The 476-nt window shown below is 62.6% G+C and carries 1 protein-coding gene; it reads right to left on the bottom strand.

Translation table 11 applies throughout. From position 1 onward, the window contains the following. Window positions 1–151: 151 nt before the first annotated feature. Window positions 152–476, bottom strand: a 325-nt coding sequence (locus RA19_RS25460) for an acetate--CoA ligase family protein (RefSeq protein ID WP_039168809.1), incomplete at its 5' end; no start/stop codon positions are given.

Below are 476 nucleotides of genomic sequence, written 5' to 3'. Positions count from 1 at the left end.
CCGGCCCGCCGGAACAGCGCACCGGCGCCGGAGTCTCCGCCACCGCGAGGATGCGGAAATCCTCGGGGAAATTCTTGAACATCTGGAGCGGCCCGAAGTAATCGAGCATCTCAAAGCCTTCGAAAATGACCGCTCCGATGGTGCGCATGGCTCAGTATTTTCTCCGCATCAGCGCATCGGCTGCCACCGCATCAGACGGGGTGCAGAGGAGCGGGTTGATTTCGATCTCTTCCAGGCCCAGCGCGTTTTCCATCACATAGGCCTCAACCGCCCGGATGGCGCGCAGGATTGCTTCGCGATCAGCGGCAGGCGCGCCGCGGTAACCACCCAGCAGCTTGGCCATGCGCAGTGAGTTCAGGGCCGTCTCAACCTCTGCATCCGAAGCAGGCAGCAGGAAGGAAGCGCTGTCCTCCATCAGCTCGGTCAAAGTCCCGCCCGCGGCCAGGGTCATGACAAAACCATGCGCCGGATCCTTG

The sequence above is a fragment of the Leisingera sp. ANG-M1 genome (assembly GCF_000813745.1).
In the GTDB taxonomy this organism is placed as follows: Bacteria; Pseudomonadota; Alphaproteobacteria; order Rhodobacterales; family Rhodobacteraceae; genus Leisingera.
This window is presented reverse-complemented; position numbering and strand designations above follow the sequence as displayed.